Source organism: Kitasatospora sp. NPDC096077 (genome assembly GCF_040303245.1).
In the GTDB taxonomy this organism is placed as follows: Bacteria; Actinomycetota; Actinomycetes; order Streptomycetales; family Streptomycetaceae; genus Kitasatospora.
Map to the genome: position 1 here is coordinate 1 of NZ_JBEOSV010000089.1, position 26,352 is coordinate 26,352.

29 protein-coding genes are annotated in these 26,352 nt (G+C 71.5%); 17 read left to right on the forward strand and 12 right to left on the reverse strand.

Going from position 1 to position 26,352, the window contains the following annotated elements; all coding sequences use genetic code 11:
- The first annotated feature begins 319 nt into the window (after nucleotides 1-319).
- On the forward strand, nucleotides 320-685 hold the full coding sequence (locus tag ABTZ03_RS39905) for a hypothetical protein (protein ID WP_350518132.1): 366 nt from the start codon (nucleotides 320-322) through the stop codon (nucleotides 683-685).
- On the opposite strand, the gene ABTZ03_RS39910 is transcribed toward ABTZ03_RS39905, so the two are convergent.
- Nucleotides 663-1,277 carry a TetR/AcrR family transcriptional regulator gene (locus ABTZ03_RS39910; protein WP_350518133.1) on the reverse strand — a complete coding sequence of 205 codons (615 nt, stop codon included), beginning with the start codon at nucleotides 1,275-1,277 and terminating at the stop codon, nucleotides 663-665. The two genes, ABTZ03_RS39905 and ABTZ03_RS39910, sit on opposite strands and share 23 nt — an antisense overlap.
- A 104-nt stretch (nucleotides 1,278-1,381) precedes the next feature.
- Here ABTZ03_RS39910 and ABTZ03_RS39915 point away from each other — a divergent pair, with 104 nt between their 5' ends.
- Both ABTZ03_RS39915 and hutH read left to right on the forward strand, forming a co-directional pair.
- Entirely contained in the window at nucleotides 1,382-2,596 is a 1,215-nt protein-coding gene (locus tag ABTZ03_RS39915; protein ID WP_350518134.1) for a macrolide family glycosyltransferase, read from the forward strand.
- A gap of 127 nt (nucleotides 2,597-2,723) precedes the next feature.
- The gene (gene hutH / locus ABTZ03_RS39920) at nucleotides 2,724-4,301 is read left to right on the forward strand and encodes a histidine ammonia-lyase (protein ID WP_502894749.1); all 1,578 of its coding nucleotides are present in this window, start codon (nucleotides 2,724-2,726) and stop codon (nucleotides 4,299-4,301) included.
- A 28-nt stretch (nucleotides 4,302-4,329) separates the two neighbouring features.
- Here the strand turns inward: hutH and ABTZ03_RS39925 are convergent, their stop codons facing one another.
- Nucleotides 4,330-4,767: a hypothetical protein gene (locus ABTZ03_RS39925; RefSeq protein ID WP_350518136.1), complete on the reverse strand. Its 438-nt coding sequence runs from the start codon at nucleotides 4,765-4,767 to the stop codon at nucleotides 4,330-4,332.
- Between the two features lie 210 nt (nucleotides 4,768-4,977).
- Between ABTZ03_RS39925 and ABTZ03_RS39930 the strand changes: the two genes are divergently transcribed.
- Complete coding sequence (locus ABTZ03_RS39930; protein WP_350518137.1) at nucleotides 4,978-5,847, forward strand: MurR/RpiR family transcriptional regulator; 870 nt, start codon at nucleotides 4,978-4,980, stop codon at nucleotides 5,845-5,847.
- Nucleotides 5,848-5,940: 93 nt separating this feature from the next.
- Complete coding sequence (locus tag ABTZ03_RS39935) at nucleotides 5,941-6,261, forward strand: hypothetical protein (protein WP_350518138.1); 321 nt, start codon at nucleotides 5,941-5,943, stop codon at nucleotides 6,259-6,261.
- Nucleotide 6,262: 1 nt separating this feature from the next.
- Here ABTZ03_RS39935 and ABTZ03_RS39940 read toward each other — a convergent pair whose 3' ends face one another.
- A complete protein-coding gene (locus ABTZ03_RS39940) occupies nucleotides 6,263-6,835 on the reverse strand; it encodes a Uma2 family endonuclease (RefSeq protein ID WP_350518139.1) in 573 nt (190 codons plus the stop codon).
- 181 nt (nucleotides 6,836-7,016) lie between these two features.
- Between ABTZ03_RS39940 and hutU the strand changes: the two genes are divergently transcribed.
- The 4 genes from hutU to hutI are packed head-to-tail and all read left to right on the forward strand — an operon-like array spanning nucleotide 7,017 to nucleotide 12,445.
- Entirely contained in the window at nucleotides 7,017-8,687 is a 1,671-nt protein-coding gene (hutU, locus tag ABTZ03_RS39945; RefSeq protein ID WP_350518140.1) for a urocanate hydratase, read from the forward strand.
- A 17-nt stretch (nucleotides 8,688-8,704) separates the two neighbouring features.
- Nucleotides 8,705-9,886 (forward strand): allantoate amidohydrolase, encoded by a 1,182-nt coding sequence (locus ABTZ03_RS39950; protein WP_350518165.1) that lies wholly within the window; start codon nucleotides 8,705-8,707, stop codon nucleotides 9,884-9,886.
- A gap of 8 nt (nucleotides 9,887-9,894) precedes the next feature.
- Nucleotides 9,895-11,238, forward strand: a complete 1,344-nt coding sequence (locus tag ABTZ03_RS39955) for a formimidoylglutamate deiminase (protein WP_350518166.1) — start codon at nucleotides 9,895-9,897, stop codon at nucleotides 11,236-11,238.
- A 31-nt stretch (nucleotides 11,239-11,269) separates the two neighbouring features.
- Entirely contained in the window at nucleotides 11,270-12,445 is a 1,176-nt protein-coding gene (gene hutI / locus ABTZ03_RS39960) for an imidazolonepropionase (protein WP_350518141.1), read from the forward strand.
- 50 nt (nucleotides 12,446-12,495) lie between these two features.
- On the opposite strand, the gene ABTZ03_RS39965 is transcribed toward hutI, so the two are convergent.
- Together ABTZ03_RS39965 and ABTZ03_RS39970 are read right to left on the reverse strand one after the other, a co-directional pair.
- A complete protein-coding gene (locus tag ABTZ03_RS39965; RefSeq protein ID WP_350518142.1) occupies nucleotides 12,496-12,687 on the reverse strand; it encodes a DUF397 domain-containing protein in 192 nt (63 codons plus the stop codon).
- Nucleotides 12,680-13,666 carry a Scr1 family TA system antitoxin-like transcriptional regulator gene (locus ABTZ03_RS39970; RefSeq protein WP_350518143.1) on the reverse strand — a complete coding sequence of 329 codons (987 nt, stop codon included), beginning with the start codon at nucleotides 13,664-13,666 and terminating at the stop codon, nucleotides 12,680-12,682. Before ABTZ03_RS39970 ends, ABTZ03_RS39965 begins: the two co-directional genes overlap by 8 nt.
- Nucleotides 13,667-13,775: 109 nt before the next feature.
- Between ABTZ03_RS39970 and ABTZ03_RS39975 the strand changes: the two genes are divergently transcribed.
- From ABTZ03_RS39975 to ABTZ03_RS39985, 3 genes are read left to right on the forward strand one after another with little or no spacing between them, the layout of a single operon-like run.
- A complete protein-coding gene (locus ABTZ03_RS39975) occupies nucleotides 13,776-14,141 on the forward strand; it encodes an ATP-binding protein (RefSeq protein WP_350518144.1) in 366 nt (121 codons plus the stop codon).
- Nucleotides 14,138-14,389, forward strand: a complete 252-nt coding sequence (locus ABTZ03_RS39980) for a hypothetical protein (protein ID WP_350518145.1) — start codon at nucleotides 14,138-14,140, stop codon at nucleotides 14,387-14,389. Before ABTZ03_RS39975 ends, ABTZ03_RS39980 begins: the two co-directional genes overlap by 4 nt.
- Nucleotides 14,377-14,511, forward strand: a complete 135-nt coding sequence (locus ABTZ03_RS39985) for a hypothetical protein (protein WP_350518146.1) — start codon at nucleotides 14,377-14,379, stop codon at nucleotides 14,509-14,511. The genes ABTZ03_RS39980 and ABTZ03_RS39985 overlap by 13 nt, the downstream gene beginning before the upstream one ends.
- A gap of 115 nt (nucleotides 14,512-14,626) precedes the next feature.
- Here the strand turns inward: ABTZ03_RS39985 and ABTZ03_RS39990 are convergent, their stop codons facing one another.
- Nucleotides 14,627-15,364: a VOC family protein gene (locus ABTZ03_RS39990; protein ID WP_350518147.1), complete on the reverse strand. Its 738-nt coding sequence runs from the start codon at nucleotides 15,362-15,364 to the stop codon at nucleotides 14,627-14,629.
- Nucleotides 15,365-15,425: 61 nt separating this feature from the next.
- Here ABTZ03_RS39990 and ABTZ03_RS39995 point away from each other — a divergent pair, with 61 nt between their 5' ends.
- A complete protein-coding gene (locus tag ABTZ03_RS39995; protein WP_350518148.1) occupies nucleotides 15,426-15,959 on the forward strand; it encodes a DUF6879 family protein in 534 nt (177 codons plus the stop codon).
- A gap of 28 nt (nucleotides 15,960-15,987) precedes the next feature.
- Here ABTZ03_RS39995 and ABTZ03_RS40000 read toward each other — a convergent pair whose 3' ends face one another.
- The 4 genes from ABTZ03_RS40000 to ABTZ03_RS40015 all read right to left on the reverse strand — a co-directional run bounded on the left by ABTZ03_RS40000 (nucleotide 15,988) and on the right by ABTZ03_RS40015 (nucleotide 18,146).
- Nucleotides 15,988-16,458, reverse strand: coding sequence for an NUDIX domain-containing protein (locus ABTZ03_RS40000; RefSeq protein WP_350518149.1), 471 nt, complete (start codon nucleotides 16,456-16,458; stop codon nucleotides 15,988-15,990).
- 83 nt (nucleotides 16,459-16,541) lie between these two features.
- A complete protein-coding gene (locus ABTZ03_RS40005; protein ID WP_350518150.1) occupies nucleotides 16,542-17,390 on the reverse strand; it encodes a helix-turn-helix domain-containing protein in 849 nt (282 codons plus the stop codon).
- Nucleotides 17,391-17,404: 14 nt separating this feature from the next.
- A complete protein-coding gene (locus ABTZ03_RS40010) occupies nucleotides 17,405-17,920 on the reverse strand; it encodes a DUF6879 family protein (RefSeq protein WP_350518151.1) in 516 nt (171 codons plus the stop codon).
- Nucleotides 17,892-18,146 (reverse strand): hypothetical protein, encoded by a 255-nt coding sequence (locus ABTZ03_RS40015; protein WP_350518152.1) that lies wholly within the window; start codon nucleotides 18,144-18,146, stop codon nucleotides 17,892-17,894. The genes ABTZ03_RS40010 and ABTZ03_RS40015 overlap by 29 nt, the downstream gene beginning before the upstream one ends.
- A 184-nt stretch (nucleotides 18,147-18,330) precedes the next feature.
- Between ABTZ03_RS40015 and ABTZ03_RS40020 the strand changes: the two genes are divergently transcribed.
- Together ABTZ03_RS40020 and ABTZ03_RS40025 are read left to right on the forward strand one after the other, a co-directional pair.
- Nucleotides 18,331-18,687 carry a hypothetical protein gene (locus ABTZ03_RS40020; RefSeq protein WP_350518153.1) on the forward strand — a complete coding sequence of 119 codons (357 nt, stop codon included), beginning with the start codon at nucleotides 18,331-18,333 and terminating at the stop codon, nucleotides 18,685-18,687.
- Between the two features lie 409 nt (nucleotides 18,688-19,096).
- Complete coding sequence (locus tag ABTZ03_RS40025) at nucleotides 19,097-20,269, forward strand: methyltransferase domain-containing protein (protein ID WP_350518154.1); 1,173 nt, start codon at nucleotides 19,097-19,099, stop codon at nucleotides 20,267-20,269.
- Nucleotides 20,270-20,319: 50 nt separating this feature from the next.
- Here the strand turns inward: ABTZ03_RS40025 and ABTZ03_RS40030 are convergent, their stop codons facing one another.
- Together ABTZ03_RS40030 and ABTZ03_RS40035 are read right to left on the reverse strand one after the other, a co-directional pair.
- Nucleotides 20,320-22,371, reverse strand: a complete 2,052-nt coding sequence (locus ABTZ03_RS40030) for a S9 family peptidase (RefSeq protein ID WP_350518155.1) — start codon at nucleotides 22,369-22,371, stop codon at nucleotides 20,320-20,322.
- Between the two features lie 121 nt (nucleotides 22,372-22,492).
- Nucleotides 22,493-24,016, reverse strand: a complete 1,524-nt coding sequence (locus ABTZ03_RS40035) for a peptide MFS transporter (protein ID WP_350518156.1) — start codon at nucleotides 24,014-24,016, stop codon at nucleotides 22,493-22,495.
- Nucleotides 24,017-24,346: 330 nt separating this feature from the next.
- Here ABTZ03_RS40035 and ABTZ03_RS40040 point away from each other — a divergent pair, with 330 nt between their 5' ends.
- Together ABTZ03_RS40040 and ABTZ03_RS40045 are read left to right on the forward strand one after the other, a co-directional pair.
- Nucleotides 24,347-25,021 carry a response regulator transcription factor gene (locus ABTZ03_RS40040; protein ID WP_030290974.1) on the forward strand — a complete coding sequence of 225 codons (675 nt, stop codon included), beginning with the start codon at nucleotides 24,347-24,349 and terminating at the stop codon, nucleotides 25,019-25,021.
- A gap of 63 nt (nucleotides 25,022-25,084) precedes the next feature.
- Nucleotides 25,085-26,341, forward strand: coding sequence for a sensor histidine kinase (locus ABTZ03_RS40045; RefSeq protein ID WP_350518157.1), 1,257 nt, complete (start codon nucleotides 25,085-25,087; stop codon nucleotides 26,339-26,341).
- Nucleotides 26,342-26,352 lie beyond the last annotated feature (11 nt).

Consider the following 26,352-nt stretch of genomic DNA (forward strand, 5'->3'; position numbering starts at 1 on the left):
GACCGCCGTTGGCAGTCTGAAAATCACCCGTCACGCCCCTCTCCGCACCCACCCCCTCCACCGCCCCCTCCCGCAGCGCGTCCCTCTCGCCTGGGTTGGTTCGTGGGGGGTGGGTGCGTGGGCGCGCGAGGCGGGGCCCGCGCGCCCACGACTGTTGTGGGAGGGGGTCGAGTTCATTCGCTGCGGTGTAACTGCCTTGGGGTGGTGGGGACTTCGTGAACTTCGGTCGTGGGCGCACGTGTTGGGCCGTCCGGTGGCGGGCACGCTGACTTTGGCCCCGGGTGTCGGGGTGGTTCGGGGTGGTGGGAAGGTGACGGGGGTGGAACGGGGAACGGGGTCGGTGGTGGGCGGACGGTTGGCGGGCGCGGCGGTGGCCGGGGTGCTGGTGTTCGGGGGCGGGGTGGCGGCGGCCGGGCCCGCGGTGGCGGTGCCGGTGGTGCGGGCGGCGGGTCAGGTCGGTCCGGCGGTCGAGCGGACGGCGCCGGCGCGTCAGCAGGTGCGGGGCGGGCTGCGGACGCATCTGATCACCGGCCACTCCGCCGCGCGGCACCGTCACAAGGCGCGGCGCAGTGTGGTCGGCCGGGCGCTGGACGCGGTGTTCGGGTGGTTCGCGTTCGGCGTGCTGCTGGTGCTGCTGGTCGTGGTGCTGCTGGTGCTCGCGGTCAGGCGTCGGGGCGGCCGTTAGCCGGGGCGAGGGCTCGCAGGAAGGCGTCGACCAGTTGGTCGGCGTGCTCGTGGGTGAGCGGGCCGAGCCGGTACTGCCAGCGGTAGTAGAGCGGGCCGTAGACCAGTTCGACGGCCAGGTCGAGGTCGGTGTCGGGGGCGAGCTGACCGGCCTCGCGGGCGGCGCGCAGGCGGTTGCGGGTGATCTCCAGCAGGGGGTCCAGCAGGCGGGTGCGGTACTCGGCGTGCAGGGCCGGGTCGTTGAGGATCTCGGCGATGATGGCGCGGTAGGTGCGGTCGGCGTCCGGGTCGGTGAGTTCGTCGCAGGTGGGGCGCAGGACGGCCCGCAGGTCGGCGCCGAGGTCGCCGGTGTCGGGGAGCGTGAGGCCGCCCTCGTGCTGGTTGACGGCGAGGAAGGCGTCGAAGACGACGGCGCCCTTCGAGGGCCACCAGCGGTAGATGGTCTGCTTGCCGACGCCGGCCCGGGCGGCGATCGCCTCGATGGTCAGCTTGCTGTAGCCGATTTCGGCGACGAGCTCGGTGGTGGCGGTGAGGACGGCGGAGCGTGAGCGCTCGCTGCGCCGGGCGGGGTCGGGGGTGGTTCTGGGGGCCATGGCGGAAATTCTATGCAAGAAGTCGAGACGAGACGTATCGTCTTGTTCTGTCAGTTCGACGAGACGGTACGTCTCGTCTCATCCGTCGTTCCCGGAGGTGCCCCATGACCCGACCCCGCCCCGCCCATGTCCTGATGGTCTCCATCCCGGCTCACGGGCACGTCAACCCCAGCCTGGCCGTGATCGCCGAGCTGGTCGCCCGGGGCCACCGGGTCAGCTACGTCAACGACCCCCGGTTCCGGGAGCCCGTCGAGTCCACCGGCGCCGCGTTCGTCCCGTACCCGTCGACGCTGCCGCTCACCGAGGACCCGGCGGGCTGGACGTCGGATCCGGTGGCGCTCCAGGAGCTGTTCCTGGACGATGCGCTGGCCATGTGGCCCGTGCTGCTGGAGCGCTTCGGCGAGCGGGCTGACCGTCCTGACCTGGTGCTCTGCGACATCGGGGGCTTCGCCGGGCGGGCGCTCGGCGAGCGGCTGGGCGTGCCGGTGGTGCAGCTGTCGCCCACCTACGTCGGCTGGGAGGGCTTCGAGGAGGACTTCCCGGAGGTCTTCGAGGCGGTCCGCAAGGCGCCCGGCGGGCCGGAGCACTACCGGCGGTACGCCGACTGGCTGGCCGAGGCCGGGGCGGTGCAGCGCGACGTGGAGGCCTTCAAGGGCCGTCCGGAGCGGGCGATCGCGCTCATCCCGCGGGCCCTGCAGCCGAACGCGGACCGGGTGGACGAGCGGCGGATCACCTTCGTCGGGCCCTGCTTCGGCGACCGGGCCCACCAGGGGGAGTGGCGGCGGCCGGCCGACGCCGAGAAGGTGCTGCTGGTCTCGCTGGGCTCGGCCTACACCAATCAGCCCGCGTTCTACCGGGCCTGCGTCGAGGCCTTCGGCGGCCTGCCCGGCTGGCGCACCGTGCTGCAGGTCGGCCGGCACACCGACCTGGCGGAGCTGGGGGAGGTGCCGGACAGCGTCGAGGTGCACCGCTGGGTGCCGCAGCTGTCGGTGCTGGCCCAGGCGGACGCCTTCGTCACCCACGCGGGCATGGGCGGCTCCAGCGAGGGGCTGTTCCACGCCGTGCCGATGATCGCGGTGCCGCAGGGCGTCGACCAGTTCGCCAACGCGGACGCCCTGGTCGGCCTCGGAGTGGCCCGTCGGCTGGACACCGCGGCGGCCACCCCGGAGGCGTTGCGCGGTGCGCTGCTGGAGCTGGTCGGGGATCCGGCGGTGGCCGAGCGGCTGGCGGTGCTGGCGGCGGCCGGTCGGGCCGAGGGCGGTACGGCGCGGGCGGTGGACCTGATCGAGGCGGAGCTCGGGGGTGGTGCCGAGGGGTGAACGGGGAGGGCTTCCGGGGGCCGGGGTGGGGCCCGGGGGTGCGGCGCGGATCCGGGCGGCGGAGAATCCGGATGACGAACAGCTGTTGTCATATCTTCATTCACCTGCTGTGATGATGTATATGGATATGCACAGTGCTGTGGCCCCCGACGCTCCGCTGGTCCAGGTCGGCAAGGCCGACGTCAGTGCGGAGGACGTACTGGCCGTCGCCCGGGGCAACGCCCGGGTCGAGATAGGCCCCGACGCGCTCGCCGAGATGGCGGTCGCCCGTGCCCGGATCGACGCCCTCGCCGCCGAACCGCGCCCCGTCTACGGCGTGTCGACCGGCTTCGGCGCGCTCGCCGTCCGGCACATCAGCCCCGAGCTGCGCGCCCAGCTGCAGCGCTCGCTGGTGCGCTCGCACGCGGCCGGCATGGGCCCGGCCGTCGAGCGCGAGGTGGTCCGCGCGCTGATGTTCCTGCGGATGAAGACGCTGGCCTCCGGCCGTACCGGCGTCCGCCCGCTGGTCGCCCAGACCATGGCGGCGCTGCTCAACGCCGGCATCACCCCGGTGGTCCGCGAGTTCGGCTCGCTCGGCTGCTCCGGCGACCTCGCGCCGCTGTCGCACTGCGCCCTGGTGCTGATGGGCGAGGGCACCGCCACCGGCCCGGACGGTGTGGAGCGGCCGGTCGCCGAACTGCTCGCCGAGGCCGGCATCGAGCCGGTCGAGCTGCTGGAGAAGGAGGGCCTGGCCCTCATCAACGGCACCGACGGCATGCTCGGCATGCTGGTGATGGCCATCGCCGACCTCCAGCGCCTGTTCACCACCGCCGACATCACCGCCGCGATGAGCCTGGAGGCGCTGCTCGGCACCGAGAAGGTGCTCGCCCCCGAGCTGCACGCCCCGATCCGCCCGCACCCGGGCCAGGCGCTGAGCGCCGCCAACATGCTCGCCGTGCTCAAGGACTCCGGCCTCACCGGCCACCACCAGGACGACGCGCCGCGGGTCCAGGACGCCTACTCGATCCGCTGCGCCCCGCAGGTCGCCGGTGCCGGCCGGGACACCCTGGCGCACGCCCAGCTGGTCGCCTCCCGCGAACTCGCCGCCTCGGTGGACAACCCGGTGGTGCTGCCGGACGGCCGGGTGGAGTCCAACGGCAACTTCCACGGTGCGCCGGTCGCGTACGTGCTGGACTTCCTCGCCATCGCCGCCGCCGACCTCGGCTCGATCTCCGAGCGCCGCACCGACCGGCTGCTCGACAAGGCCCGTTCGCACGGCCTGCCGGCCTTCCTGGCCGACGACCCGGGCGTGGACTCCGGTCTGATGATCGCCCAGTACACCCAGGCGGCGCTGGTCAGCGAGAACAAGCGGCTCGCCGTCCCGGCCTCGGTCGACTCGATCCCGTCCTCCGCGATGCAGGAGGACCACGTGTCGATGGGCTGGTCGGCCGCCCGCAAGCTGCGCCAGGCGGTGGACAACCTCGGCCGGATCCTGGCCGTCGAACTGACCGCCTCGGCCCGCGCGCTGGAGATCCGTCAGCAGGCCGACACGGCCGGCCGGGTGGCCCCGGCCACCGCGGCCGCGATGGCCGCCGCCCGCGAGGCGGGGGTCGGCGGCGCGGGCCGGGACCGCTTCCTCTCGCCGGACCTGGAGGCCGCCGCCGCGCTGGTCGCCTCCGGTGACCTGGTGCGGGCGGTGGAGCGGGTCACCGGGCCGCTGGCCTGAGATGGCGGCGGTGCGGGACGGCTGGGACTCAGTCCCAGTCGTTTCGCGGCCGGCGCTCCTCGCGGTCGCGGCGGTTGCCCAGGGCGGCGGCGAAGTTGACCCCGACGATGCCCGCCCAGCAGGCCAGCAGCCCGGCGAAGCCGCCGCTCTGCGGGCTGGCGGCGATCGCGGTCAGCGGGATGCCCAGGGCCAGCGAGACCACCGCCAGTTTGTTGCCGGACCGGTTGGGGGACCAGCCGCGGTGGGGGCGGCCGTGGTGCCGGTCGCGGTCCCGGTGGTGGGACGGCTCGTAGCCGTCGACGTCCATCCGCGCGGCCACCGAACGCTCCACCCGGGCGTCCAGCCGGGCGTCGAGACGCTTCATGAAGGAGTCGAGAAGCTCGTCCTCGTACTCCTTGCCGAGCTCCTTGCGGGCCTGAAGGGTGGCGTCGAGGTCGCGCCGCAGTTCGTCCTGGCGAGTGTCCATGCCAGTAGCGTGGGCCCCTCGTACGGCCCGGTCCATCCGTTCGCGGGGGAATCCGGGCGGGATCAGGGAGAAATCAGGGTTACCCCGAGGCCCGGTGCCCGACCCGTGGGGCGTGCCGCGGCACATCCCGTCGTACGAGACGTCTTTGCCAGTGACGGCGCGCTGCTGCACAGTCGTCGTCCGAACCGCTCGCATCCGGAGGTACCGCTGATGACCGCCACCGACGAGGCCGGCAGCGTCGGCCCCTCCGCCCGGCTGCTCCAGCTGTTCGAGGGGCACCGGCTGACGCCCACCCAACGGCGGATCGCCCACTCGCTGGTCCGGCATGCCACCGAGGCGCCGTTCCTGTCCAGCGTCGAGGTCGCCGAACTCGCCGGGGTCAGCCAGCCGTCCGTCACCCGCTTCGCCGTCGCGCTCGGGTACGACGGCTACCCGGCGCTGCGCAAGCAGCTGCGCGAACTCGGCGCGGGCGAGTCCGCCGTGCCCGAGAGCCCGGACGAAGCGGTGCGCAACGAGCACCAGCAGGCCGTCCTCGCCGAGATCGCCCACCTGCGCCACCTCGCCGAACTGCTCGCCGACCCCGAGCCGATCATCCGGGCGGCCCGGTTGCTCGCCGCCTCCCGCCCGCTGCCGGTGCTCGGCCTGCGGGCCGCCTCGGCGCAGGCGCGCGGCTTCGCGTACTTCGCGGCCAAGGTGCACCCGGACATCCGGCTGCTCGACGAGGGCGGCAGCATGCTCGCCGACCGGCTGGAACAGGCCACCGCGGCGGGCGCGACCGCGCTGCTGTGCTTCGCGCTGCCGCGCTACCCGCGGGAGTTGATGGACGCCCTGGCCGTCGCCCGGGAGTGCGGGCTGACCGTGCTGACCGTGGCCGACAGCGCCTTCTCGCCGGTCGCCAAGCTCTCCGACCTGATGCTGCCGGCCGCCGTCGGCACCGGGCTGGTCTTCGACACCGCCTGCGCGCCGATGATGCTCGGCCGGGTGCTGTTGCAGAGCATGTGCGACGAACTCCCGGGCGCGGAGGCCCGGTTGGAGGCGATCGAGCAGTCGGCGGCGGCCCGGGGGCTGTTCCTGGAGTAGCCGCGGCCCGGAGCGAACGGGCGTGCCCCGGTGGGCGTGGCCGGGAATAGTCGTCGGGAACCCGGGAATCCCCTACAGCAGGGGGTGCCGCCGATGCGCGTGATCCACGAGATGAAGTTCGTCGCCCGCCTGGCCTCGGGCGCCGACGAATGGTCCTGTCCGGCCTGCGGACGCCGCGTCACCCTGCGGCGCCTGCCCGAACCCGAACTGACCGTCCTCGACCCGGGCGACGAGTCCGCCGTCCACGTCGGCGTCATCGAACCCGACGCCCGCGCCACCGAGGCCGCCGAGAAGTACGGCCTCGGCCCGGTCCAGAACGTCCCCCGCCCGCCCTCCCCGCCCGCCCCGGACGCCGCCGACCGCCGCTGGCTCGCCGAGATCGGCATCGACTGGGACGACGACGCGGCGGCGTGATTCAGGCGCGGGGCGCGTACAGGGGGAGACCGGAGGTGTCCAGCTCGGCGGGCAACGGCGAGGGCAGCGGAACGGGCTCGCCGTACTTGCCGTGCAGGACGCCTTGGTATTCGCCGTCACGGGGGTGCGTGTGGAGCGTCCATTCACCCTTGCGGGGGTCGACGGCGAGGAGGACGGGCACGCCCGCGACGGCGTACCAGCTGGTCTTGGCGGTGATCAGGCTGACCCGCTCGGAGGTGGAGATGACCTCCACGGCCAGGGCAACCTCGTGCGGATCGGTGAGCCACTCGTCGTCCTCCTCCCAATCGACCGGGAGTACGACCAGATCAGGGGTGACGTAGTCCTCGTCGTCACCCGGCATGTAGACGGACGACACCTCGTAGGCACCGAGGTCGGCCGGCAGCGCGGGATCCAGCTGGACACGCAGCCGTCGTACGGTCCCCGCGTGCTTGCCGCGGGGGGTCGGGGACATCACCAGGGTTCCTCCGATGATCTGGACGCGGAGGCCGGTGCTCCGTTCGATCTCCTCCGCCGCATCCCGGAGTCTGCCGGGCCGCACGGTGATGGCCGTCATCGTGTCCTCCGCTCCCTGGTACTGGGCCGAGTGGCTGGTGTTCGCCGGGTTCAGGCTAACGCGCCAAGTCGGCCGATGCCGTGGCTGATCGGATTGTTCCAGGGTCTGGTCGAAAGTTGCTTGTTTAGTTATATTCAGTCGAACCGAGCTTGAATGAATCCATCCGCAGGGAGGCCGGGACATGGTGCAGCAGCAGGCGAGCGGGCCGCGTGAGGTGCGTGCGGCGCGCGGGACGGGGCTCACGACGCAGGGGTGGCAGCAGGAGGCCGCCCTGCGGATGCTGATGAACAACCTCGACCCCGAGGTGGCCGAGCACCCGTCGAAGCTGGTCGTCTACGGCGGCACGGGCAAGGCGGCCCGGGACTGGCGCTCCTTCGACGCCATGGTGCGGACGCTGGAGGGGCTCAAGCAGGACGAGACCATGCTGGTCCAGTCCGGGCGGCCGGTCGGCGTGATGCAGACCCACGAGTGGGCGCCGCGGGTGCTGATCGCCAACTCCAACCTGGTCGGCGACTGGGCCAACTGGGAGGAGTTCCGCCGGCTGGAGAGCCTCGGGCTCACCATGTACGGCCAGATGACCGCCGGCTCCTGGATCTACATCGGCACCCAGGGCATCCTCCAGGGCACCTACGAGACCTTCGCCGCGGTCGCCAACAAGCGCTTCAACGGCACCCTGGAGGGCACCATCACCCTCACCGCCGGCCTCGGCGGGATGGGCGGCGCCCAGCCGCTGGCCGTCACCATGAACGGCGGCGTGGCGATCTGTATCGACTGCGACCCGTCCCGGATCGCCCGCCGGATCGAGCACCGCTACCTGGACGTCGAGGCCAAGGACCTCTCCCACGCGCTGGAGCTGGCCACCGCCGCCCGCGACAAGCGCCGGCCGCTCTCCATCGGCGTGCTGGGCAACGCCGCCGAGCTGGTCCCGCAGCTGCTCGCGATGGACGCGCCGATCGACATCGTCACCGACCAGACCAGCGCCCACGACCCGCTGGCCTACCTGCCGGTCGGCGTCGCCTTCGACGACATGGCCGACTACGCGGCCGCCAAGCCCGCCGAGTTCACCCAGCGCGCCCGCGAGGCGATGGCCGCGCACGTCGAGGCGATGGTCGGCTTCCTGGACCGCGGCGCCGAGGTCTTCGACTACGGCAACTCGATCCGCGGCGAGGCCCAACTCGCGGGCTACGACCGCGCGTTCGCCTTCCCTGGCTTCGTCCCGGCGTACATCCGCCCGCTGTTCTGCGAGGGCAAGGGCCCGTTCCGCTGGGCCGCGCTGTCCGGCGACCCGCAGGACATCCACAAGACCGACAAGGCCGTCCTCGACCTCTTCCCGGAGAACGAGTCGCTGCACCGCTGGATCAAGATGGCCCAGGAGAAGGTGCACTTCCAGGGCCTGCCCGCGCGGATCTGCTGGCTGGGCTACGGCGAGCGCGACAAGGCCGGCGAGCGCTTCAACGACATGGTCGCCTCCGGCGAGCTGTCCGCGCCGATCGTGATCGGCCGCGACCACCTGGACTGCGGCTCGGTGGCCTCCCCGTACCGCGAGACCGAGGCGATGCTGGACGGCTCGGACGCGATCGCCGACTGGCCGCTGCTGAACGCCATGGTCAACGTGGCCTCCGGCGCCTCCTGGGTGTCCATCCACCACGGCGGCGGCGTCGGCATCGGCCGCTCGATCCACGCCGGCCAGGTCACCGTCGCCGACGGCACGGCGCTCGCGGGCGAGAAGATCCGCCGGGTGCTCACCAACGACCCGGGCATGGGCGTCATCCGGCACGTGGACGCCGGCTACGACCGGGCCACCGAGGTCGCCGCCGAGCGCGGTGTGCGCGTCCCGATGGGCGAGCTGTGACGGCTTCGTTCGAAGAGATGTGGGCGGAGCTGCTCCCCGTGGGCCGCTCCGCCGCCTCCGGCGGCTACCGCCGCTTCGCCTGGAACTCCGCCGACGCCGAGTGCCGCGCCTGGTTCGAGCAGCAGGCCCGCGACCGCGGCCTGACGTACGAGCTGGACCGCAACGGCAACCAGTGGGCCTGGCTGGGCGATCCGCACGGCGAGGGCGCGGTCGTCACCGGCTCGCACCTGGACTCCGTCCCGGACGGCGGCGCCTTCGACGGCCCGCTCGGGGTGGTCTCCTCCTTCGCCGCGCTGGACGAACTGCGCGCCCGCGGAGCCGAGTTCACCAAGCCGCTGGCGATCGTCAACTTCGGTGACGAGGAGGGCGCCCGGTTCGGCGTGGCCTGCATCGGCTCCCGGCTGACCGCCGGGGTGCTGTCCCGCGAGGCCGCCTACGAGCTGCGCGACGCCGACGGCCTGCGGCTGCCCGACGCGATGGAGAAGGCCGGCTACGACCCGACCGCGCTCGGCGCGGACGACGAGCGGCTGTCCCGGATCGGCGCCTTCGTCGAACTCCACGTCGAGCAGGGCCGCTATCTCGGCGAGGGGCAGCCGGTCGGCGTCGCGGGCGCGATCTGGCCGCACGGCCGCTGGCGGTTCGACTTCCACGGCGAGGCCAACCACGCCGGCACCACCCGGATCGAGGACCGCCGGGACCCGATGCTGACCTACGCCAACACCGTGCTCGCCGCCCGCAAGAAGGCGAAGCTGGCGGGCGCGCTGGCCACCTTCGGCAAGGTCGCGGTGGAGCCCAACGGCACCAACGCGATCGCCTCGCTGGTGCGCGGCTGGCTGGACTCCCGGGCCGCCGACGAGCGCACCCTGACCGAGCTGGTCGCCGAGATCGAGCGGGCCGCCGCCGAGCGCGGCGACCGCGACGGGGTCCGGGTCGAGCTGACCCGCGAGTCCTACACCCCGGTGGTGGACTTCGACGGCCCGCTGCGCGACCGGCTCGCCAAGCTGCTCGACGCCCCGGTGCTGCCCACCGGCGCCGGACACGACGCCGGCATCCTGGCGTCCGCCATCCCGACCGCCATGCTGTTCGTGCGCAACCCCACCGGCGTCTCGCACTCCCCGGCCGAACACGCCGAGGTGGCCGACTGCCTGGCCGGGGTCGCCGCCCTCGCCGACGTACTGGAGGACCTGGCGTGTCAGTGACGGCCCCGATGACGTACTGGGCGGAGTACGCCTGGCTGCCGCACCACAACGGCCCGGTGGTCGAGTCGGACGTGCTGGTCGTCGTCGGCCCGGACGGCCGGATCACCCGGGTGCAGCCGGACAGCGGGCCCTGCCCGCCCGGCGCCGTCCGGCTGGACGGGCTGCTGCTGCCCGGCCAGGCGAACGCCCACTCGCACGCCTTCCACCGCGCGCTGCGCGGGCACGTCCAGGTCGGCTCCGGGACCTTCTGGACCTGGCGCGACACCATGTACCGGTTCGCCGGCGCGCTCGACCCGGACAGCTACCTGGCGCTCGCCACCGCCGTCTACGCCGAGATGGCGCTCGCCGGGATCTCCGCCGTCGGCGAGTTCCACTACCTGCACCACGCGCCCGGCGGCGCCCGCTACAGCGACCCCAACGCGATGGGCGAGGCGCTGATCGAGGCGGCGGGCCGGGCCGGCATCCGGATCACCCTGCTGGACACCTGCTACCTGTCCTCCGGCTTCGGTGCCGAACCGACCCACCCGCAGCTGCGGTTCAGCGACGGCGACGCCGAGGCCTGGGCCGCCCGGGCGGACGCGCTCAAGCCGCGCGAGCACGCCCGGATCGGCGCCGCCATCCACTCGGTCCGGGCCGTCCCGGCCGAGCAGTTGGGCACCGTCGCGCACTGGACGGCGATGCGCAAAGCGCCGCTGCACGTCCACCTGTCCGAGCAGACCGCCGAGAACGACGCCTGCCTCGCCGCGCACGGCGTCACCCCGACCCGGCTGCTCGCCGACCACGGCGCGCTCGGCCCGCGCACCTCGGCCGTGCACGCCACCCACCTCACCGACGAGGACGTCAAGCTCCTCGCCGACTCGGGGACCACCGTCTGCATGTGCCCCACCACCGAGCGGGACCTTGCCGACGGCATCGGCCCGGCCCGCCGGCTCGCTTCGGCGGGCAGCCCGATCTCGCTGGGCAGCGACAGCCACGCGGTCATCGACCCGTGGGAGGAGGCCCGGGCGCTGGAACTGGACGAGCGGCTGCGGACCCGCACCCGTGGGCACTGGACGGCCAACGCGCTGCTGCGGGCGGGGACCGAGGACGGCCACGCCTCGCTCGGCTGGCCCGAGGCCGGGCGGATCGAGGCCGGGGCGCTCGCCGACTTCACGGCCATCGCGCTGGACTCCGTCCGTACGGCCGGACCGCCGCCCCGGCTCGGCGCCGAGATCGCGGTCTTCGCGGCCTCGGCGGCGGACGTGCGGCACCTGGTGGTCGGCGGTCGGCACGTCGTCCGGGACGGCGTGCACCAGCTGGTGGCCGACGTGCCGGGGGCGCTGCGTTCCGCCATCGGCGCACTCGACTACTGACCCCGTTCAACTCCCCTCGGAAGGCGTTGTCTTGAGCAGCAAGACCACCTTGATCACTGGCATTGGCAGCCTGGTCACCAACGACCCCGGGCAGGGCGGCGGGCCGCTCGGCCTGCTGACCGACGCGGCCGTGGTGATCGACGGCGACCGCGTCGCCTGGGTCGGCCCGGCAGACCGGGCCCCGGCGGCGGACGAGCGCTTCGACGCCGAGGGCCGGGCGCTGCTGCCCGGCTTCGTCGACTCGCACGCCCACCTGGTGTTCGCGGGGGACCGCACCGCCGAGTTCAACGCCCGGATGTCCGGGCAGGCGTACTCGGCGGGCGGCATCCGGACCACGGTGGCGGCCACGCGGGCGGCGAGCGATGCCGAGTTGGAGGCGAACCTGGCCGGGTTCGTCCGGGAGGCGCTGCGGCAGGGCACCACCACGATCGAGTGCAAGTCCGGCTACGGGCTGACGGTCGAGGACGAGGCCCGGGCGCTGCGGATCGCGGCTCGGCACACGCCGGAGACGACGTACCTGGGTGCTCACATCGTGGCCCCCGAGTACGCCGAGGACCCGGCGGGTTATGTGGACCTGGTGACCGGCGAGATGCTGGACGCCTGTGCGCCGCACGCCCGTTGGGTGGACGTGTTCTGCGAGAAGGGCGCCTTCGACGGCGACCAGGCGCGGGCGGTGTTGACGGCGGGCATCGAGAAGGGGCTCACGCCGCGCGTGCACGCCAACCAGCTCACGTACGGGCCGGGCGTGCAGCTCGCGGTGGAGCTGGGGGCCGCCTCGGCGGACCACTGCACCCACCTGACGGACGAGGACGTGGCGGCGCTGGCGGGGTCGGCGACGGTCGCGACGCTGCTGCCGGGGGCGGAGTTCTCGACGCGGGCCGAGTACCCGAGCGGGCGGCGGCTGCTGGACGCGGGCGCGACGGTGGCGCTCTCGACGGACTGCAACCCGGGGTCGAGCTTCACGAGTTCGATGGCGTTCTGTGTTGCGGTGGCGGTCCGGGAGATGGGCATGACCCCGGACGAGGCCGTCTGGGCCGCGACGGCGGGCGGCGCGCACGCGCTGCGCCGGACGGACGTCGGTACGGTGGCGGTCGGTGCGCGGGCGGACCTGCTGCTGCTGGACGCGCCCTCGCATGTGCACCTGGCCTACCGCCCGGGCGTGCCCCTGACGGCGGCCGTCTGGCGGGCGGGCGTCCGCGAGGTCTGAGGACGGACGGTTGGGCAGCCCCCGCGCCTTGGGCGCGGGGGCTGTGCTGTTCAGGTGAGGTGGTCGAATTCGCCTGCCTTGGCGGCCTGGAGGAAGGTGGCGAGGTTGAGACGGGTGGTCCGGACTATGACGTCACCTTCGTCGGACTCACGCAGCTCAATCAGTCCGTCGGTCTTGCGCACCTCGACACACTCGTCGTTTGAACCGGAGTAGCTGGACTTCTGCCACGCAGAGCTATTCACGCTTGCTTTCCATTTCCTTCTTGATGGTTTCGATGAAGTCGCGGGACTCCTCCTCGGAGAGCGCGCCAGACTCGAACCGCGTGAGCAGGGAGCGGAACCTTGCCAGATGAGCTGGGGCGTCGAGGATTCGGATGCCGATACCCGTATCCACCTGGGCGGCATCGAGTTCGGGTACCGGCCCCTCGGCATAGGTGAAGTTCTCGCTGGAGCTTGGCATAACGCCGATATCGAACGGCACGACTCGAACCGAGATGGTCGGTTGCTTGGAGTCTTCGATGAGCGCGCCGAGTTGCTCGGCAATGACAGCCGGTCCACTGAAGCGCATGCGTAGTGCTGCTTCGTGAATGAACGCCGAGTACGGTGTCGCGCCGGATCGGATGGGGCGCTGCCGCTGCATCCGGAAGGCCGTCCTGAGGTCGATCTCGTGGCGCGGCAGGGGCGGGAAGGTCTGGGCGAAGACCGCAGCGGCGTACGGACCGGTCTGTAGCTGGCCGGGAATGAAAGCCATCGTGTAGGCGGTCAGCCTTCGTGCCTGACCCTCGAACTCCGCGACATCGACGAAGTCTGTGGACAGGGTTCCGCGATACTCCTCCCACCAGCCCGGCTTCTCGCGCTCCGTGATGACTTGGGAGAGGGCGGCGATCAAGGGCTCGTTGACGCACATGCACGTCGCGGCGATCGTGCGCAGACGCTCCACGCTGATGCCGATCCTCCCGGCCTCCATCTGCGTCACCTGGGCCGGGCTCATGCCAGCGAGGCGGCCGAGCTCGCTGCCACCGAAGCCGGCCTGCTCGCGCATCCTTCGCAGCTCTGCACCGAGCCGTCGCTGGCGGAGTGTTGGGTTTGCCCGTGGAGCCATGACGTCCTTCCGGGGGCGGGGGTGGCCCCAGTCTGCCGCGCGCCTCGCCGATCGGTCCATCTGGGGCGCAGGCCACACGATAGGGGGAAGATCTGAGGTTGGGGTAAAACTTGATCTCATCCTCGACTATCGTCATTCTCGGCTCGATCCGACGGATCGTCAGCACCGCTTGGTGCCTTCTGTTTCCGCGGTGCGTATCTCCCCACACCACAGCCTCATGGAGGTTCCCGTGTGCACCCGTAACACCCCCTCGCTCACCCTCTCCCGCCAAGCCCTGCGGGACGCCATGACCCGCAGCGGCCGCTGGGCCCCCGACGTCATCTTCAACGCCGAACTCGCCCTCTGCGAGCTCATCTCCAACGCCTGGAGCCACGGCGAGACCCCCGCCCCTGTCGTCTGGTTCTCCATCCTCGGCCGCACCCTCCGGGTCGCCGTCTCCGACGAGAGCGACGCTCTCCCGCAGCCGCGCACAGCCTCCGACCTCGCCGAGTCCGGCCGGGGCCTCCAGCTGGTCGAGGGCCTCACCGACCGCTGGGGCGTCGACCCGCAGAAGCGCGGCAAGAGCACCTGGTACGAGCTGGACTCCGACGCGTGACCCGCGACCCCATCACCCCGGACGACCCCCGGATGCGCGACTACACCAAGCCCCAGATCACCACCCTCCTCGGCGAGTTGCACCGCCGCGGCCTCCCCTACGGCCTCCTCTGGGGCTCGGCCGGCACCCCGGAAGCGACCCTCGACGGCCGCATCCTGGTCGACTTCGGCAACGCCCCGGTCAGCACCCTGGTCAACCTCCTCCACCTCCTCCGCGACCTGGAGCGGGACGAGGCGTGGCACCAGTGAGGTTCTTCGTCGGCGCGATCCTCCTCGCCCTCCTCGCCCTGGCCATCGCCACCGTCGCCCTCGGCGTCCTCGCCACCCTCAAGATGCCCCGCCCCGACGACCCCGACGACCACCGCCCCTGACCCACCCCACGAAGGCCCTCGCCCACCCCTTGGGCGAGGGCCTGTCAGTGCGGAACGGGCCCCAGCGCAGGAAGTCGGCCTGCCCGACTTCCTGCGCGCTCAGATGCTCAACATTTCAGCGAGGGCTGAGGAGGCAGAACTCGTTGCCCTCCGGGTCGACCAGAATCCTCCACGAGATCGAGGACTGGTCGATGCCAGGGTCGGTGGCGCCCAGGGCGCGCAGTCGGGACTCCTCTTCCGCCGGGTCGCCATCGCGGTAGGGAGCGACATCGAGGTGGACGCGATTCCACCCGCTCTTGATATCGGGGGTGCGCACGAACTCCAGGTAGGGACCGACGCCTTGGGTGGAGCGCAGGGAGGCGTGGTCGTCGGCGACCTCGTGCACCGTCCAGTCCGTCGCCTCGCCCCAGAACCGGGCCATCGCGCGCGGGTCGGCGCAGTCGACCACCACCGCGGCGATCGGCCCGGTGTCCCGGTAGACGGGACGGGGTTCCAGGACGCAGAACTCGTTGCCCTCGGGGTCGGCCAGGACCGTCCAGGGGACATCGCCCTGGCCCACATCAGTGAGGGTCGCGCCGAGGTCCTTCAGACGCGCGACCAACTCCGCCTGGTGGGCGGCCGAGGTGGTGGCCAGGTCGATGTGCACCCGGTTCTTCACCGTCTTGGGTTCGGGGCGGGTGATGATGTCGATGCAGACGGCCGCGGGGTCGGGGTAGGCGAAGCCCACGGGTTCGAGGTTCGTCACGCCGGGTCCCTCGCTGTCGACACCCCAGCCGAGTGCCTCCGCCCAGAACCGGCCGAGCACGGAGTCGTCCTGGGCCTTCATATTGATCTGCACGAGTCTTGTTGCCATGCCGCGAATCCTAGAATCGGGCCCAGGGCCAGAAGTGCGCGGTCGAGCGGAAGGCTTGGTGATGACGCAGGAAGACCAGCCGGTTCCCGATTTCGCGGCCCTGCTGCGGCAGGCGCGGCGAAGTGCCGTCCACCTGGAGATGCGCGACCTGTACGCGGTCGGCGACGAGTCCGACATCTTCGCCGACTTCCAGCGCACGGGGAAGGCGAACCTTGATCCGAACGACCCGTACTGGGCTGACTGGTTGGGGATCGTGCGGGAGACCGTGGCCCGGGGAGTGGTGATGCGCCGCGCCCGGATCGTCTCCGAGCCGGTGACCGACTACATCCGGTGGGAGCACGCGGTCACGCCGCTCAACCTGGGCGCCGGAGAACAGGTCCGCTGGCTCCCACGGCGACTGGCCTCGGACATCCCCCTGCCCGGCAACGACCTGTGGCTGATCGACGAGCGGCTGGTCCTGTTCCACTGGTTCACCGGTGACGGAGACTGGGCGGGGCACGCGTTCGACGACGACCCGGCCACGGTGAGGATGGTCTCGACGGCCTTCGAAGCCGTCTGGGCCCGGGCCACCCCGCACGAGCGCTACTCCGCCTGACCGCCCCCGCCGCGTGTTGGCCTCTGCGTCAGCCGAGGTAGGGAACTGCCCTGCGTTCCAGGAAGTGCTGCAGCCGGAGACGCTGGGTGTGATGCATCGGCAACCCCTCGATGTCGCTCGGAGCAACGAACTGGAGGTCGGTCGACTCGTCCGAGATCCGCAGTTCCCCGCCCGTGATCCGGGCGGTGAAACAGACGTTGAACTGCTGCCGGACCTCACCGTCCGAGTAGGCGATCACGTGTCGGGGATCGGTGTACGTGCCGACGAGCCCGGTGATCTCGACATCGAGTCCTGTCTCCTCGCGGACCTCCCGGACGGCTGTGCCGGGCAGTGATTCACCGAGATCCATCGCCCCACCCGGCAGCGCGTACAGACCGTTGTCAGTGCGCCGCTGCAGCAGGATCCGCCCGTCGGCATCCGTCACCACCGCGGACGCCGCCACCACCAGCCGGTTCGGGTCAGGTGCGGCGGGATCGTCGTAGAACTCCGTCCGTGCCACGTGATCAGCCCTTCTCCACCAGCAGTATGGTGTTCCACACTGTCTCGAAGCTTGCAGCGCAGGTGTCGAACGGCGCTGAAGTGTCAATCCAGGTAGGCCAAAGCACCCCCGACGAGTGAACGTGCTGCGGAGCCCCGCACTGCCCCCTGGGAGAGCCGCTCGAAGGCCCGGGCGTACAGGTTGACTTGGCTGGGCTGCGTGAGGGTGGATGCTGCGTCCAGGGTGTCCGCGTGGACTCTGCCGGCATCGAAGATCGTGAAGGTCGGCATGGGCCACACGGTCCGTTGCGCCGCGAACGGGACGATGCCCACGGCGACGTTCGGGAGATCCATGACTCCGAGCAGGTGGCCGAGTTGGGCCGCCATGGTCTCGGCGCTGCACACGCGGTGCCGCAGTACGGACTCCTCCAGTACGAAGGAGAAGCGGTGTGCACCGTTGTTCAGCACCGCGTTGCGCTTCATGCGGGCCGCCACGGCGTCGCCCACGTCGTTCGGGGTGCCCCGGAAGTCCGCGATGGACGACAGCAAGGCGGTCGCGTACCTGGGGGTTTGGAGGAACCCGGGGATCACGTCGGAGACGTAGACCCGGAACATCCTGGTCTGCCGGTACAGGTCTCCGGTCGACTCCTGCAGACGTCGCAGCCCGCTCCGCTGGAGCCGCCGCCACTGGACATGAGCCTCGGCGGATTGCCGGTTGGCGGCGATCAAGTCAGGGACTTGATCGTCGGCCTCGCAGGCCCGGCACCATGTCCTGATGTCGGTGTCGGAGGGAGGCGTCTTCGCGTTCTCGATCCGGGACGACTTCGATTCCGACCAGCCACACATGGCAGCCAGCTCCCGCCCGCTGATCCCCGCGTCCTTCCGAATCTCGCTCAGCTGAACGGCAAGGGCTTCGCGGGCGGCCTGAACGCTCGGAGAGGGGTGCGCGGGCATGGAGCTGGCTTCCGTCAGATCTCGTACAGATGGTGTGGGCGCGCTCGCTCCCAGACCGCTTCGAACGCGCTGCTGCACAGCTTCACGGTGGCGGGGTCCACCGTGATCTCATCCTCCACCACCACGCCGTCCCCGGAGAAGTGGTGCACCCGAAGCAGTGCCCCGTCGAAGAGCCAGAAGTCGTTTCCCGGCAGCGGGATGTTCGTGGCGAGCCGCCTCGGCAGCCAACGGACCTGCTCACCCGCCGTGATGTTGGCGCGGGTGACGTAGTGCTCCCACCGGATGTAATCGGACACGGGCTCGGAGACGATCCGGGCTCGACGGATGGCCACACCCCGCGCCACGGTGTCCGTGATCAACTGGTCATAGGGATGCCACCAGGACGGTCGGTCCTCCCAGTTGACCCGTTCGCCGCGCTGCCACGCCTCGAACCGATCCGTCGGGGCGTACGAGTCCCGCAACTCCAGGTGGACGGCGGAGCGATGGCACCGCTCAAGCAGCTCAGCGAAGCTGGGCACGCTCGACGGCATCGCATGCCTCCCTGATCATGGGCACCATCCGGGCCGGAAGCCTGACGATGGCCTCATCGTCGGGTACCGAGCCGTTCGCGGGGCTGCTTCCCTCGCACTCCGCCTGGGTCTCGGGGCGCGGATTCCATCCCTGAAAGAGGATCTCCTGAGCCTCCGGGTCCACCCACACGGTGGGGCAGTGGTCCCGGTCGGTGGTGGGGTCGATGCCGACGAACTGTACGGCCATGGCCGGCTCCTTGGTCGAGGCGCTTGCTCGGGCTTGCAGAAGCTTCCCCGGCCAGCTGTTATGCAGTCAACATCTCAGCTCGAAACGGTAATTGGTGTGCAATCTCATGCAAGTTCGTGGAGATCGACACCTCCCTGTTCGTAGCGTCGCCTGCGTCGAAAGGCAGGCGGCGGAGGGGGCATCCGTGTCGTACGTGGAGCCCGAGGCGGAGAAGTCGAGGCGATACCGCGTCGAGGCGGAAGCGGCGGCGGGCGCCCTGGAGACCGCTTGGAAGCTTGCGGGTCTGCCGACCACACCCGACCTGATGCCCATCGTGAGTGGACGTGGGCTTTACGAAGGGCCTCACGTTTCGCTCGGAGGCTGCCATGCCAGTGTTGCCCGTGCGCTGGCCGGCGTGCTCACCGAGCACGCCCGGCTCACGGGGCGCGTGATCAACGGCGACTCCAGCCGAAGCACGGCTCGCATGCTCGCCGAGTACGACGTCGAGCCCGCTCTGTCGAGCGATGGACTTCAGGTCCTGCGGCGGGAGTTGGGCGCGTGAGTGTCTCTGGAGTCGGACGATCACGCTGTGGTTCACCCGATTGGCTGATGAGGCTCGGTCCGCTGAACCGTCGGCCTTTGGGGGTGGCATCGTCCTCGAAGCCGTCGGCGGGCATGACCGTAGGCCGCAACGCCACCTGAAAGCGTGGGGCCGGGGGATTCTTCTGGCGATGCATGGCCTGGGCGATGGAGGGCGCCTCAGAGCGGCCGCCTGAGTGGAGGGAAGGCGCGCTAGCATTCAACTTGCCTGCTAAGAAAGCCAGTTGGAAACAACATGGCCTTGGAATCCAGCAGTTCTTCGGGTTGCCGGAAGGTCCAGGGCCCGGCAGGCAGGATCGGCAGCCATCACCAGGAGTTGCAGTGACCGTTACTTCAGATGAGTCCGTGGCCGGCCTGATCGGATCCGGCGAATGATCGGCGCGACGCACGTGAAGGCGGGGCCTCCGGGGCTCGCCGTCGCGCTGGCGGCCGGGGGCGCGCTCACCTCGGACTGGCTCCCCTCCTTCGAGGCCGTACCGCGCGAGCTGTTCGTCCCGGACCGCATCTGGCCGGGCGTCGCGGACGGCACCCGGCAGAACCCCGTGGTGGACCGATCTCGTAATCCCGAGGCCTGGCGGCGGGCGGTCTACTCGGACGTCCCGCTGACCACGCAGTGGGACGACGGCGACCATCAGGGCGACGGGCTCGGCACGACCCCGATGTCCTCCAACTCCATGCCCTCGATGGTGTTCTCCATGCTGCAGGACCTTGACGTCCGCCCGGGGGACCGGGTGCTGGAGATCGGCACCGGCACGGGGTGGAACGCGGGCCTGCTCGCCCACCGGCTGGGCGACGCCAACGTGGTGACCGTCGAGTTCGACCCCGGCATTGCTCGCGGTGCAAGGGAGAACCTGGAACGGGCCGGACTCGCCCCGACCGTGGTGGAGGGCGACGGACGGCACGGCCGGCCGGAGGGCGCTCCCTACGACCGGATCATCGCCACCTGCTCCGTCGTGGAGATCCCTCCGGCCTGGCTGGCCCAGACCGCCCCCGGCGGGATCATCGTGGCGCCGTTCGGCACCGAGTACGGCGGCGAGCAGATCGTCCGGCTGACCGTGAACGCCGACGGCACCGGCGCGAGCGGCCGGTTCAGCCGCGGCTCGGCGTTCATGCGGCTGCGCCGACAGCGCACCGACCGCCGGCCCTCAGCGGACTACCTGCGCGGCCAGGAGTGGCCCGCCGACGGTGCGCGGACCACCACCACCCTGGCCCCGCCGGACACCGGCGGCCGGTTCGAGCAGTTCGTCATCGGGGCCGCCGTGCCCGGAGTGTTCTGGCGGGCGGAGCGCTACGAGGACGGCGCGTACACGCTGTGGCTCCACAGCCGGGACACCCTCTCCTGGGCCTCGGTCGACTACGAGCGGGACCGCACCGCGTACGAGGTGCACCAGTCCGGCCCCCGGAACCTGTGGGACGAGGTGGAGGCCGCCTGGCGCCGCTGGGACGACCACGGCCGCCCCGGTCCCGAGCGGTTCGGCCTCACCGTCACCCCGGACGCCCACACCGTCTGGCTCGACTCCCCGGAGAACCCGCTCGGACGCTGAGCACCGGCGCAGGAAGTCGGCCCGGCCGACTTCCTGCGCGTTCGGGCTCGCTACGCACCCAGCGACCGCCGCAGGAAGCCCAGTTCGTGCAGCAGCAGGTTCTCCACCACCGCCTCGTCCGTCGGCCGGTGGCCGGTGCCGCGCAGGGGCAGCACCTCGTGCGGGCGGCCGGCGGCGAGCAGGGCACTGGAGAACCGCAGGGCGTGGACGGGGAAGACGTTGTCGTCCGCCAACCCCTGGATCAGCAGCAATGGGCGGCTCAGCTTCGCAGCCTCCGCGATCAGGTCGCAGGAGTCGTAGTGCTCGGGGAACCGGTCGGGGTGGCCGAGGAAGCGTTCCTGCCAGTGGGTGTCGTACAGCCGGTGGTCGGTGGGGGCGGCTCCGGCGGAGGCGGCGTGGAAGACGTCCGGGCGCCGCAGCACCGCGAGGGCGGCGAGGAAGCCGCCGTAGGACCAGCCACGGATGCCGACCCGGTCGAGGTCGAGCAGTCCGGGGCGGAGCCGGGCAAGCTCCTGCAGAGCTTCGATCTGGTCCTCCAGAGCCGGCCCGGCCTTGTCGCCCCAGATCGACTTGTCCCAGCGCGGCCCGCGCCCCGGCGTGCCGCGGCCGTCCACCACCAGCACGGCGAAGCCCTGGTCGGCGAACCACTGGGACACCTGTTCGTGCCAGGCGCCGCTGGTGGTGGCCTTCTGCATGGCCGGTCCGCCGTACGGGTCGAGCAGGACGGGCAGCGGGCCGTCGCCCGGTCGGTGGTCGGTGGGCAGGAACAGGTTGACGCGCAGTTCGCGCGGGCCGAGCCGGAGCAGCTCCGGCCGGGCGGTGACGACCGGCGGTTCGGCGTGCGAGACCAGCAGAAGAGGTGTGCGCCCGTCGCGCAGCACGGTGGTGCCGCCGCCGGGGGAGCGGGTGGTGAGGACCAGGGTGCCGCCCCGCGCGACCCCGTCGTGCAGGCCCGGGCCGCTGCTCAACTGCCGTATGCCGGAGCCCGGTTCGTACGTCCACAGGTGGGTCTCGGTGGGTTCCGCCGAGGCGGTGAACAGCACCTGCTCGCCCTCGGTGCCGAGCACGGCGCGCAGCTGCAGCCCGTCCGGGGTGACGGGCTCGCCGTCGACGGTCAGGCGCCGGGTGTCGCCGTCGTCGGCCGTGTCGACCAGCGCGCCGCCCGCCGTGCGGACCGGCAGACCGGGGAGCAGCTCGACCCAGTGCGGGTCCGAACGCTCGGCGAGCACCCGGGTGGTGCCGTCCGCCGAGATCGCCAGGGTGCGCACGGTGCGCTGGTCGCGGCTCTGCACGGCGGCGTACGGCCCGTGGCCGTCCCACCCGGCGGCGGTGACGTACTCGAAGGCGGCGCGGTCCCAGCGGACCTCGGTGCGGCCGCCGTCGAGGCCGAGCAGCCAGAGCGTGACCTCGGCATTGGCGGTGCCGGCCAGCGGGTAGCGGATGGCGCGCGGCCGCTGCCCCGGGTCGGTCGGGTCGGCGAGGTACCAGCGGCCGACCGGCCGGTCGTCGACCCGGGCGACCAGCAGCGCGCTGCCGTCGGGGGACCACCAGTACCCGCGGTCGCGGTGCATCTCGCCGGCGGCGACGTACTCGGCCAGGCCGTACGCGACGTCCTCGGCCTCGGGCCCGGCGAGCGTGCGGTCCCCGGCGCCGTCGACGTCGACCACCCGCAGCGCACCGCCGCTGACGTAGGCGATCCGCCGCCCGGTCGGGTCGAGCCGCACCTCCTCGACCGAACAACCGGAAACGACCCGGCGGACCGACCCCGTCCGGGCGTCGGCCAGCCACACCCCGCCGTCCAGCGCGAACGCGGCCAGCACCCCGGCCCCGTCGGTGCTGTAGGAGCCGATCCCCCCGGCGGCACCGAGCGCGCCCGGGTCGGCGACCAGCCGCTCCGCACCGCTGCCGACGTCCAGCGCCCAGAGGCAGCTGATCGGGTCGGCACCGCCCCGGCTGCGCAGGAACAGCACGGTGACGCCGTCGGCGGTGGGCTCCGGCTGGACGGGCGCGCCCAGGGTGAAGCGCCGGGTGCGGGCCAACTGGCGAGGCAGTGAACCGGGCAGTGAGCCGGGCAGCGAGCGGTGCAGCGATTCGGTTGTCATGCCGGGACCATAGGCAGACGGAGGCCGCCCCCGTCGAGGGATTAACCGGCCCGGGAAAACGGCCGGGGCCGCCGCGGATCCATCGGATCCACGGCGGCCCCGGGGCCTCGGCGGGCGGGTGTCAGTGCACGCCGCCCATGAGGGACTGGACCTTCTTGCGGTAGCTGAAGACCGCGAACCCGGCGAGGGCGGCCATCGCGGCCTGGAAGGCGATGACCGAGGTGCCGTCCATGTTGACGCCGGCCAGCGAGAGGAGGCTGGTGGTGCAGTCACCGGCGGTGACCGCGAGGAACCAGACGCCCATCATCTGCGAGGCGTACTTCTGCGGCGCCATCTTGGTGGTGACCGAGAGGCCGACCGGGGAGAGGCAGAGCTCGCCGATGGTCTGGATCATGTAGATCGAGACCAGCCACATCGGGGAGACCTTGGTGCCGTCGCCGGCCATGTTCATCGGGACGACGAAGATGAAGAACGAGGCGCCGATGAGCACCAGGCCCATCGAGAACTTCACGATGGTGTTGGGCTCCTTGTTCCGGCGGGACAGCCAGATCCAGAGCCAGGCGAAGACCGGCGCGAGCGCCATCACGAACAGCGGGTTCAGCGACTGGTACCAGGTGGACGAGAAGCCGAAGCCGAGGACCTTGTCCGCGGTGCTCTTGTCCGCGAACAGGGACAGCGTCGAGCCGCCCTGGTCGTAGATCATCCAGAACGCGGCGGCGGCGACGAAGAACCAGATGTAGGCGGTCATCTTGGACTGCTCGCCGGCGTCCAGGTCCTTGTCGCGCTTGATCCGGACCAGCACGACGACCGGGATGGCCAGACCGGCGATGGTCAGCGGGACGAGCGCCCAGTTCAGCGTGTAGACGCCGAGCGCGACGATGGCGGCGTAGAAGGCCACGGCGGCCAGCACGACGGCGCCGGCCTTCACCAGCAGGCTCTTGCGCTCCGCGGGCAGCAGCGGGTTGGGGACCTTGCTGCTCTTCGGGCTCAGGTGGCGGGTGCCCAGCAGGAACTGGGTGAGGCCGAGGCCCATGCCGATCGCGGCGAGCGCGAAGCCCAGGTGCCAGTTGTACTCCTTGCCGACCGTTCCGATGATGAACGGGGCGACGAAGGCACCGAGGTTGATGCTCATGTAGAAGACGGTGAAGCCACCGTCGCGGCGCGGGTCCTCGGGGCCGTTGTACAGGTGGCCGACCATCGTGGAGATGTTGGCCTTCAGCAGTCCGGAGCCCATCGCGACCAGGAGCAGGCCGACGAAGAACGCCGCCTGGCCCGGGACGGCCAGCGCGAGGTGGCCGGCCATGATCACGAAACCGGCGACGGTGACGGTCTTGCGGGCGCCCCAGACCCGGTCGCCGAACCAGCCGCCCGGGTAGGCCATGAGGTAGACCATCGACACGTAGACGGAGTAGATGGCCGTGGCCATCGTCGCCTTCATCGCGAGGCCGCCGCCCTGGCTGCCGGCTGCCGCGTCGGCGCCGCCGGAGACCAGGTAGTAGATCAGCAGGGCGCGCATGCCGTAGTAGGAGAAGCGCTCCCACATCTCGGTCATGAACAGCGTGGCGAGGCCTCGGGGATGCCCGAGGAAGGTCTTGCCGCTGGGGGAGGCCGACGCGAGGTCGGCGGCCCGGGTGGTAGACGCCATGTGTAGTCGTTCCTTGCCTGACAGCGTCCGCCTAGGGGGGTGGCGGCGGACGTGGACTCGAACCACTCTACGTGGCGATATTTGGCGTTATCAGATGACAAACGAGGCGAATCAGTGGGCTTAATAACAAAGTTGGTAGCAGATCTGCCCGAGTGATCGATGGTAGACCGGCGTGTCTTCCTTCGGTTTAAAGATCAGACCGGGGATTTTTTACCGAACGCCCGGTCAGCAGTGCTGTATTGGCCTTCACCGGGTCCTTGTATAACGATCACACTCTGTGAACTACCTCACAGGGGGGACGGGCATACCCGGGACGACTACCATCACCACATGACCTGTGTGCTGCTCGCCGAGGACGATCCGGCGATCTCCGAACCGCTCGCCCGGGCCCTGCGACGCGAGGGCTATGAGGTGCTCGTCCGTGAGGACGGCCCCACCGCCCTCGCCGCCGGCCTCACCGAGGAGGTGGACCTCGTCGTCCTCGACCTCGGCCTGCCCGAGATGGACGGCCTTGAGGTCTGCCGCCGCCTGCGCGCCGACGGCAAGAGCTGCCCCGTCCTGGTGCTCACCGCCCGCGCGGACGAGGTGGACACCGTGGTCGGCCTGGACGCCGGCGCCGACGACTACGTCACCAAGCCCTTCCGCCTCGCCGAACTGCTCGCCCGGGTCCGGGCCCTGCTCCGGCGCGGCAACGTCGACCAGCTCACCACCGGCGCGCACGGGGTGAAGATCGACATCGAGTCCCACCGCGCCTGGCTCGGCGAGGAGGAGCTGACCCTCTCCGCCAAGGAGTTCGAGCTGCTGCGCGTCCTGGTCCGGGACGCCGGCCGGGTGGTCACCCGCGAGGAGATCATGCGCCAGGTCTGGGACACCACCTGGTGGACCTCGACCAAGACCCTGGACATGCACATCTCCTGGCTGCGCAAGAAGCTCGGCGACGACGCGGCGAACCCGCGCTACATCGCCACCGTGCGCGGCGTCGGCTTCCGCTTCGAGAAGAATTAGCCCCGTACGGAGATCGTGGCCGGGCGGCGGCCGATGCAGCGGAACACCTCGGGGAGCAGCAGCGTGAAACGCAGGATGATCAACTCGCTGCTGGTCGTCGTCCTGGTGGTCGTCGTGGTGTTCTGCGTGCCGCTCGCCCTGGTCGAGAAGCGGACCATCGTCAGCTCGGCCCAGGACCGGGTGGACGCGACCGCCGTCCGGGTGCTCGCCCTGGTCGACAGCCGGCTCGCCGCGGGCGAGGGGGTCAAGGAGGGCCGGGTCTTCGAGAGCCAGGTCACCGAGGGCAGCTACGTCGAGGTGCAGATCCCCGGTCAGCCGGTGCTCTCGGCCGGCGACCGCCCGACCGGGAGCCACGTGCTGCGGGCGGCCGAGCGCGGCGCCAGCGGCGAGATCGTCACCGTCGAGCAGTCCCGCGAGGACGTCGACCACGAGATCGCCAACAACCTGCTGCTGCTCGGCGTGGTCGCCCTGCTGGCCGTCCAGGCCGCCGTGGCGCTCGCCGTCTGGCAGGCCAAACGGCTCGCCCGGCCGCTCACCGACCTCGCCGAGACCGCCGAACGGCTCGGCTCCGGCGACCCGCGCCCGCGCGACCGCCGGTACGGGGTGCCCGAACTGGACCGGATCGCCGAGGTGCTGGACACCAGCGCCGAGCGGATCGCCCGGATGCTCACCGCCGAGCGCCGGCTCGCCGCCGACGCCTCCCACCAGCTGCGCACCCCGCTCACCGCACTGTCGATGCGGCTGGAGGAGATCACCGCCCTCGCCGAGGACCCGGAGACCGTCAAGGAGGAGGCGACCATCGCCCTCCAGCAGGTCGAACGGCTCACCGACGTCGTCCAGCGGCTGCTCACCACCCAGCGCGACCCGCGCAGCCCCACCGCCGTCGCCTTCGACCTGGACGAGGTGATCAAGCAGCAGGTGGAGGAGTGGGGCCCGACACTGCGCGAGCAGGGCCGGGTGCTGTCCCTGGAGGGCCTGCACGGGGTCACCGCGGTCGGCACCCCGGGCACGGTGGCCCAGGTGCTGGCCACCCTGATCGAGAACTCGCTGATGCACGGCGCCGGGACGATCACCCTGCGGGTGCGCCCCTCCGGCACCTCCGTGGTGGTCGAGGTGCAGGACCAGGGCGCCGGGGTGCCGGCCGACCTCGGCAACCGGGTGTTCGAGCGGGCGGTCAGCGGCCGCAACTCCACCGGCATCGGCCTGGCCGTCGCCCGCGACCTCGCGGAGGCGGACGGCGGCCGGCTGGAGCTCCTCTCGCTGAAGCCCGCGGTGTTCGCGCTCTTCCTCGGCCGCAGCCACGAGGACCAGCCGCGCTGAGCCCCGGCGTC

Coding starts and splice junctions, on each gene's coding strand:
- ABTZ03_RS39915 (WP_350518134.1), top strand. CDS start 1,382: ATGACCCGACCCCGCCCCGCCCATGTCCTGATGGTCTCCATCCCGGCT.
- ABTZ03_RS39990 (WP_350518147.1), bottom strand. CDS start 15,364: ATGGCAACAAGACTCGTGCAGATCAATATGAAGGCCCAGGACGACTCC.
- ABTZ03_RS39995 (WP_350518148.1), top strand. CDS start 15,426: ATGACGCAGGAAGACCAGCCGGTTCCCGATTTCGCGGCCCTGCTGCGG.
- ABTZ03_RS39930 (WP_350518137.1), top strand. CDS start 4,978: ATGACCGCCACCGACGAGGCCGGCAGCGTCGGCCCCTCCGCCCGGCTG.
- ABTZ03_RS39925 (WP_350518136.1), bottom strand. CDS start 4,767: ATGGACACTCGCCAGGACGAACTGCGGCGCGACCTCGACGCCACCCTT.
- ABTZ03_RS39910 (WP_350518133.1), bottom strand. CDS start 1,277: ATGGCCCCCAGAACCACCCCCGACCCCGCCCGGCGCAGCGAGCGCTCA.
- ABTZ03_RS40015 (WP_350518152.1), bottom strand. CDS start 18,146: ATGGCCGTACAGTTCGTCGGCATCGACCCCACCACCGACCGGGACCAC.
- ABTZ03_RS39940 (WP_350518139.1), bottom strand. CDS start 6,835: ATGACGGCCATCACCGTGCGGCCCGGCAGACTCCGGGATGCGGCGGAG.
- ABTZ03_RS39950 (WP_350518165.1), top strand. CDS start 8,705: ATGTGGGCGGAGCTGCTCCCCGTGGGCCGCTCCGCCGCCTCCGGCGGC.
- hutU (WP_350518140.1), top strand. CDS start 7,017: ATGGTGCAGCAGCAGGCGAGCGGGCCGCGTGAGGTGCGTGCGGCGCGC.
- ABTZ03_RS40030 (WP_350518155.1), bottom strand. CDS start 22,371: ATGACAACCGAATCGCTGCACCGCTCGCTGCCCGGCTCACTGCCCGGT.
- ABTZ03_RS40035 (WP_350518156.1), bottom strand. CDS start 24,016: ATGGCGTCTACCACCCGGGCCGCCGACCTCGCGTCGGCCTCCCCCAGC.
- ABTZ03_RS39955 (WP_350518166.1), top strand. CDS start 9,895: ATGACGTACTGGGCGGAGTACGCCTGGCTGCCGCACCACAACGGCCCG.
- ABTZ03_RS40010 (WP_350518151.1), bottom strand. CDS start 17,920: ATGCCGTCGAGCGTGCCCAGCTTCGCTGAGCTGCTTGAGCGGTGCCAT.
- ABTZ03_RS40025 (WP_350518154.1), top strand. CDS start 19,097: ATGATCGGCGCGACGCACGTGAAGGCGGGGCCTCCGGGGCTCGCCGTC.
- ABTZ03_RS40040 (WP_030290974.1), top strand. CDS start 24,347: ATGACCTGTGTGCTGCTCGCCGAGGACGATCCGGCGATCTCCGAACCG.
- ABTZ03_RS40005 (WP_350518150.1), bottom strand. CDS start 17,390: ATGCCCGCGCACCCCTCTCCGAGCGTTCAGGCCGCCCGCGAAGCCCTT.
- hutH (WP_502894749.1), top strand. CDS start 2,724: ATGCACAGTGCTGTGGCCCCCGACGCTCCGCTGGTCCAGGTCGGCAAG.
- ABTZ03_RS39935 (WP_350518138.1), top strand. CDS start 5,941: ATGCGCGTGATCCACGAGATGAAGTTCGTCGCCCGCCTGGCCTCGGGC.
- ABTZ03_RS39970 (WP_350518143.1), bottom strand. CDS start 13,666: ATGAGATCAAGTTTTACCCCAACCTCAGATCTTCCCCCTATCGTGTGG.